Source organism: Okeania sp., assembly GCF_983059655.1.
Map to the genome: position 1 here is coordinate 1 of NZ_CEZPJD010000459.1, position 6,227 is coordinate 6,227.

The 6,227-nt window shown below is 35.6% G+C and carries 3 protein-coding genes and 1 pseudogene; 3 read left to right on the forward strand and 1 reads right to left on the reverse strand.

Going from position 1 to position 6,227, the window contains the following annotated elements:
• Positions 1-974: 974 nt before the first annotated feature.
• Entirely contained in the window at positions 975-1,934 is a 960-nt protein-coding gene (locus tag AC3DU7_RS21760; RefSeq protein WP_488041395.1) for an MDR/zinc-dependent alcohol dehydrogenase-like family protein, read from the reverse strand.
• A 461-nt stretch (positions 1,935-2,395) separates the two neighbouring features.
• On the opposite strand from AC3DU7_RS21760, the gene AC3DU7_RS21765 reads away from it, so the two are divergent.
• The 3 genes and pseudogenes from AC3DU7_RS21765 to AC3DU7_RS21775 all read left to right on the forward strand — a co-directional run bounded on the left by AC3DU7_RS21765 (position 2,396) and on the right by AC3DU7_RS21775 (position 5,784).
• The gene (locus AC3DU7_RS21765) at positions 2,396-2,815 is read left to right on the forward strand and encodes a Pepco domain-containing protein (RefSeq protein WP_488041396.1); all 420 of its coding nucleotides are present in this window, start codon (positions 2,396-2,398) and stop codon (positions 2,813-2,815) included.
• 262 nt (positions 2,816-3,077) lie between these two features.
• A pseudogene (locus AC3DU7_RS21770) lies at positions 3,078-3,794 on the forward strand (caspase family protein); the annotation flags it as partial.
• Positions 3,795-5,391: 1,597 nt separating this feature from the next.
• Positions 5,392-5,784, forward strand: a complete 393-nt coding sequence (locus AC3DU7_RS21775) for a hypothetical protein (RefSeq protein WP_488041397.1) — start codon at positions 5,392-5,394, stop codon at positions 5,782-5,784.
• The last annotated feature ends 443 nt before the right edge of the window (positions 5,785-6,227 follow it).

The window sequence follows — 6,227 nt, forward strand, 5'->3', positions numbered from 1 at the left end:
CCCTCTCTCATTCTATTTGTATACTACATTTTGAAGTGCGGAATGTGGGTTTAAACCACAATTTTTCGGTAAAAATGATAATTAGGGCTTGCTGATTAAATATAAAAGCTTTTATATATAAAGGTTTTGGCCTGTTGAGGTAGTAAAAAAGTAGCAGGTATTGGGGTAAGATAGATACAGAAAAATATTGGGATAATTTTTTGGAGTAGGTCCTCTACAACTCTTGATTTCTCCTAACTCTTCACTACTCCTTACTCCCTACTCTCTACTCCCTGCCGAGGGCAAAAAGACTAGTGAAGCGCAAACCCTAAGTATGTCAGTGTTGAAAATTATCGTTATGTAAAGGCAGAAGGTAAGAGAGTTTTGGATAAGTTTACTTTTCGTTAGATACTTCTGCTTTTTTGCACCATCCTACTTATGTTTAATTTTCTCTGTTTTTAGTTTCAATATATCGAGAAAGTAGAGGAGGGAAGCAATAGATATCTCCAGAAAATAAACTTGCTTTTTATGTAACATAAGCTAGAACTGTAACAGTAACTTACAAACTCATCTATTGTTAGCCAAAGCTTTGAATAGTTATTCTAAAAACTACATATTGTGGTGCAGAATGTGGGATGAAAGAGTCTTATTGCTGATAGCTGGCAGTTAATAGCTGAATGCTTATGTAATATCAAATCCGCCTAATTGCACATAGATCCAATAACGTCATAATTAGGATTTTAAGCTATTATACATCTCCAATAATAAAAAATAAAATCAATTATCCTACATAAATTATCAATTATTTCCCCCCTACTCCCTACTCCCTACTCCCTACTGGAGATGTCTATTGATTGTGAGGTTATTTAACCGGATTTGATATAAAAAGTCTATATCCTTAGATTTGGAGATTTCTAATAGTTAAAAATAGTTTTGATGCTTACTAGTTTTTGATTTGAGATGTACAAAATTCATTGCAAAAAAAAATCAACAGCCTATTCCTGCGCAATATCCACTAATACTTTTAATACTCCTTTCTTCTGAGCATGAGTAAAAGCATCAATTCCTGCTTCTAGGGGATAATGAGCTTGGATTAATGGCCTAACATTAACCTTCTGTTGTGATAAAAGTTCCAATGCAGGTTTAAAAGGTCCGCAACGAGAACCAACCAAAGTAATTTCATCCACCACCAATGACGAAATATCCAAACTCAGATTCCCAGCATAAGTACTTTTGAGGACCAAAATACCACAAGGGCGAAGGGCACGACGAGCGATCGCAAATCCTTCTGGGTTGCCAGTACATTCGACTGCCACATCAAAAGCTCCTGTAATAACCGCATCACCAAACCCAGTTTTAATTCCCCGTTCTTCTAAATTTGCCAGTTTTTCCCGATGACGACCAATAACCAATAACTGACAATCAGTTAAAGCTAAAGTTTGTGCCACCAACTGTCCAAGTTTGCCATCCCCCACTACTAAAACTTTATCTACCGGACAAATTTGTATCTGTTGCTGGATTTCCAATGCTGCTGCTACTGGTTCGGTAAATGTAGCTTCATCGGTTGAGACATTTTCAGGTATCGGATGGAGATTTTTTGCTGGCAAGGTGAGATATTCAGCAAAAGCGCCGTTGCGGTTAACTATTCCCAAAACTGTCCGATTTTCACAATGGGTGGGTTGGTTACTCAAGCAAAAGCGACAATGACCACAAGCAGCATTAATTTCTCCGACAACTCGTCGATTGAGTAAATTTTCGGGTCCTTGTTCGACCACACCAACAAATTCATGGCCGAGGATACCTTTGTAGGGGTAGTAACCTCTAAGAAGTTCTAGGTCTGTATTACAGATACCGGCACGCAAGACCCGGACAAGTGCTTCTCCTTCTGGGGGTTCGGGTGTGGGGAGGTCGGTGCGGAGTTGAAGTTGTTGGTTTTCTAGCCAGATTCCTTTCATTATTTCTATTCTCTTTTTTGAGTAGGTTTGCTTAATTTGATTTTAGCGAGTAGTTTCTTTCGGGCATAGTTGAATTTTTGATAGATTATTCCAAAAATTATAATTATAGGCTTTTGCTAGATTATGACTAAGGAATAAGAATTCAACAAAGTCCAGAATTTTTTTAAGAACTCACATGATAGGGAGTTTAGGTAGTTCCACTTGTGTAGATAATCAAATCCTCATTCCTGAATGGTAAGTATTCAGCTATCTCCAATTCAGCGTTTAACTTTTGAACTTAATAGCTTACTAAAGTTAGCTGACGGTTGAATGCTTACCCTATTATCTAAAAATTTTACAAGTCAATAATTTTCCCTATTTTTGTGAGTATATTTGCCTGTAGAAAAGATTATATGTCAGATGTTAGGGTTTAATTAATAGACTCAGGAATATCTCATTAATATAGTTTTGGAGATTAACTAATGCCAGATTTTAATTCTGATTTAGAACCTAAGCTTTGGATGATTACCAATATCTCACAAGAAAGTTTAACTGGAGGAGAAAAATGGGGTGGAGGTTTTGCAGGTGGAGTTATGGATTTTGATGAGGATTCTTCTGAGGATTCTTCTCAAAAATCACATAATAATTCTGCCAAAGGTTTAGTATCAGTTCCTGTCAGGAAGCTTCAGGAAAATTTGCAGGGATTTATGAAAATTGTGGGAGATTTATTTATTCAAGCTGAAAAACAAGCAGCAACAAAAGAAAAACCTGGAATGCAGCTTGACCAAATTGAAGTTTCTGTAGGAGTTAATGCAGAAGGAGAAGTAGGTTTTTGGGGGCTAACAAAAGGAAAAGTCGGGGGTGTTACAGAAATTAAACTTACCTTTAAGCGACAGGAATAATAGAAAGGTAAGAGGTAGAAAATTATTTTGTCTCTACCGATAATTGAATCTAGATTAATCAAGCACATGACTACTAATAATTGGGCAATTTTAATTGGTATTAATCAATATAACTTTTTACCTAAAAATTATGTTCTAAAGCCTCCCATTTTAAGGGGATAAAAAAAGAGAATATTTCATATTTTAAGCCTCTAGTTGAAGCGAGAGGTACTGATAACTGATAACTGATAACTGATAACTGAAATAACATCCCCTTCAATTTGCTAAGGCAGATGCTGAGGCAATGCACAGTTTGTTAAAAGAAGAAGATTTGGAGTTCAAAAATGTATTTTTATTTACCGAAGATTCACCACCTATACAAAAAGCTAATCCTCCAATTCCAACTCAACCAACTTTCGGTATTTTAGATGCTTTTTTTGATGTTCAATTCGATAGACCTCCAAAAAATCCACCAGATAATCTTTGGTTTTTCTTTTCAGGACATGGAATGCGTGGAGCAGATGGGGATTATTTGATGCTTTCAGATAGTAATCCTGGAAGGTTAGATAGAACGGCGATCGCTATTAATTACATTACTGAAAGATTGCGTAACTGGAGGGCAAAAAATGTGGTGATGTTTATTGATGCTTGTCGTAATGAAGCAGCTAGTAAAGGTGAACAAATACAAACTAAAGATTATCAGGGAATAATTACATTTTATTCTTGTGATGCAAAAGAGCGGTCTTATGAAATTCAAACCTTTAAGAAAGGAGCATTTACTCATGTTTTGCTTGAAGCATTAAAGTTGAGAAAAAATCAATGTTTTACAGTAGGAGCTTTGGAAGAATACTTGATGAAAAAAGTTCCACGCTTAAATAATATGCAACATCCTTTAGCAAAAGTAGAACCTAATTTGTATGTTAATAGATTATCTGCAAGACCGCTCTTATTGATTGGCATTCCCATCCCTATGCTCCCCTACGGGAGAGTGCGGGTATAAATGCCAACATCTTGATAAAAAATCAAAAATATAGCGATCGCTCCAACCACTTAGAGTATGACAAAGTTATCAGAAAGTTATCATTACTTTCTGTTCTACTTTCTCCAAGGGAGGGCAAAATTAATTTCAAAAACAAAACTAAATTTTCACCCTCAAACATAAACTATACTAATCAAGTTAATTGTTAATATTATTTATTTTAATTAAAATATGCTCATTTTTCGCTAATTATTACAAAATATTTCACCAACTTGCGTTATTTCAGCGATTTGTATCATACTCTGTACATTGAGATATGATGCCAATTTTATATTTAAATTCAAAAAAAGACCTTTTCAAGAAAGCTATAACCTTGTATTTACGTTCATTGCATCTCAAATTTGCTAATTTTCAGCAGAGTTAGATAACCTCAAAAAAACAAATTTTGAATAAGTATAGATGCCTAAGCAATTCTAGTTATTGACAAATGGTAGATAATAAGCTGTATATTTCAGGCACTCAAGATCAAAATGTCTTTAAGTGCAGAAAAACAAACCTGATTTTTCCACAGCAACAAAAAGTTATTTCAAACCAGATTTAATAGTTCCATAGATTGAGCAAAACTGTTCTAAATTTCTCTAAAGCTAATATAAAGAATGGCAATTGAAAAGATTAGGCGATCGCTCACCTTAGTAATAAGAATGTTCTGAAAAATGCTCTGGGATTTGAGTTATCTCAAGGGCTATTTATATAGTAAAGTTTCGAGCGCGGTGGAAAATCACCAACATTTTTATTGTGTGAAGCTCCTGAAAAAAATCCGGGATTATCGGTGACATCCTCACAATTTTTATGATAGAATAAAATTTAGCTGGGGTTACTCGCCTATAAGCATGATTTTTTATTCAACCAAAGAGAGTTGAGAGAGCGATCAAACTCCGTTCCGCTTCGCGATCGCCTTATCAGTTAACAGTTATCAGCTTTCTGGTTAAATTGCCAATATTGAAAGACGGATAAAGTATGACAAAGGGATAGAACTCCGTTCTGCTTTGCTACGCACATGAAACGCGTTGGCGGAGCAAGTGCGGCAGCTATATCGCTCTTTCCATTATTAGATATCTTCAGAAAAGAGGGAGTATGGAGTCCTTGGAGATGTCTATTGAGTGGAAAATCACCAACATTTTCATTGTCTGAAACTTCTGAAAAAATTGCGGGTCAAAGGGAAGTAGGTTGAGTTGAGGCAACGCTCTTCGTAGCTTATCCGTAGGATAAACCCAACATATATAGCACAAAACATTTAAGGTTAGGAAATCCTGCTATTAATATTCTGGTGCTTTTTTCAACCAAAATTTATTCTCTTAAGTAAAAAAACCTACTGCCATACAAGTTTTTGTCAGGTTACGCTGTCTGTTAACCCAACCTACAACTAAGTTAAGGCAATTAGGAAGTAATTTATAGATAGGAGAAAAATATGTACAAGTATTATGGAATTTAGCTTTGATAAATTTTTGGCTTAAATTCTCTGAAACGAAGATAGTTAACTACCTAAAGTTCTCTACAACTTTTAATACTAAAAGGATATTTTGATAATTAAGAACAGTTACTAAGGAAACATTTACATATGTTGAGAAAAAAATTATCACTTTTAATTACTTCTGGGATTTTATTAAGTTTATCAGTTGGTGTAGCTAAACCTGCCCTTGCTCAAAGTTTAAATCCAAATAGCCCTAATACTACTAATGATTGGAATAAAAATTCCGGAAATAATGGCTCTGTAGACTTAAATAAAAATGATGATGTTGGAAGTTTTAACTCTCATGTGAAGAGAGCTGGAGATGACTTTTCCAAAGGAGCTGTTGGTGGAGCTGTTAGTGGAGCTGTGGGTGGAGCTGTTGCTGGTTCCGCAGCTGGTGGTATTGGAGCTGGTCCTGGTGCTGCTGTCGGAGCTGTTAGTGGAGCTGCTGCTGGAGGGGTAGGTAAAGTTATTGATGGTTGCTTCAGTTGTCATAAGTAAGTAGTAATCTTTGTAGGTTAAGTTGAGGGAACAAAACCCAACATATATAACACAACGCAGTTAAAGTTAGGACATCCTACTCTTAATATTCTGATGTTTTTTTCAACCACAATTTATTCTCTTAACTAAAAAACTTACTGCGATATAAGTTTTTGTTGGGTTAAGCGACAGCGCAACCTAACCTACTAGCGCATCTAGCTTGAAAATGTGGGTAAATTTGAGTTAATGAAGACCTCTCCCCCAACCCCTATCCTTGCAGGAGAGGGAGGAGTTTTTACCTACAATTTTAGTCTAGACATCCTACTACAACTGTTCCCTATTCCCCTCTTCCTACAATAAATCTTTAAACTTAGAATGATTAGCCAAACTCTTCAAAACTTGCTTAATTTCCTGAGACCGCTCCTTTTTCACAATCAAAGTCACATTCCCATCCCTAACAACAA

Bases quoted from the DNA above. Each gene is read 5' to 3' on its own strand.
- AC3DU7_RS21760 (WP_488041395.1), bottom strand. From the start codon at position 1,934: ATGAAAGGAATCTGGCTAGAAAACCAACAACTTCAACTCCGCACCGAC.
- AC3DU7_RS21775 (WP_488041397.1), top strand. From the start codon at position 5,392: ATGTTGAGAAAAAAATTATCACTTTTAATTACTTCTGGGATTTTATTA.
- AC3DU7_RS21765 (WP_488041396.1), top strand. From the start codon at position 2,396: ATGCCAGATTTTAATTCTGATTTAGAACCTAAGCTTTGGATGATTACC.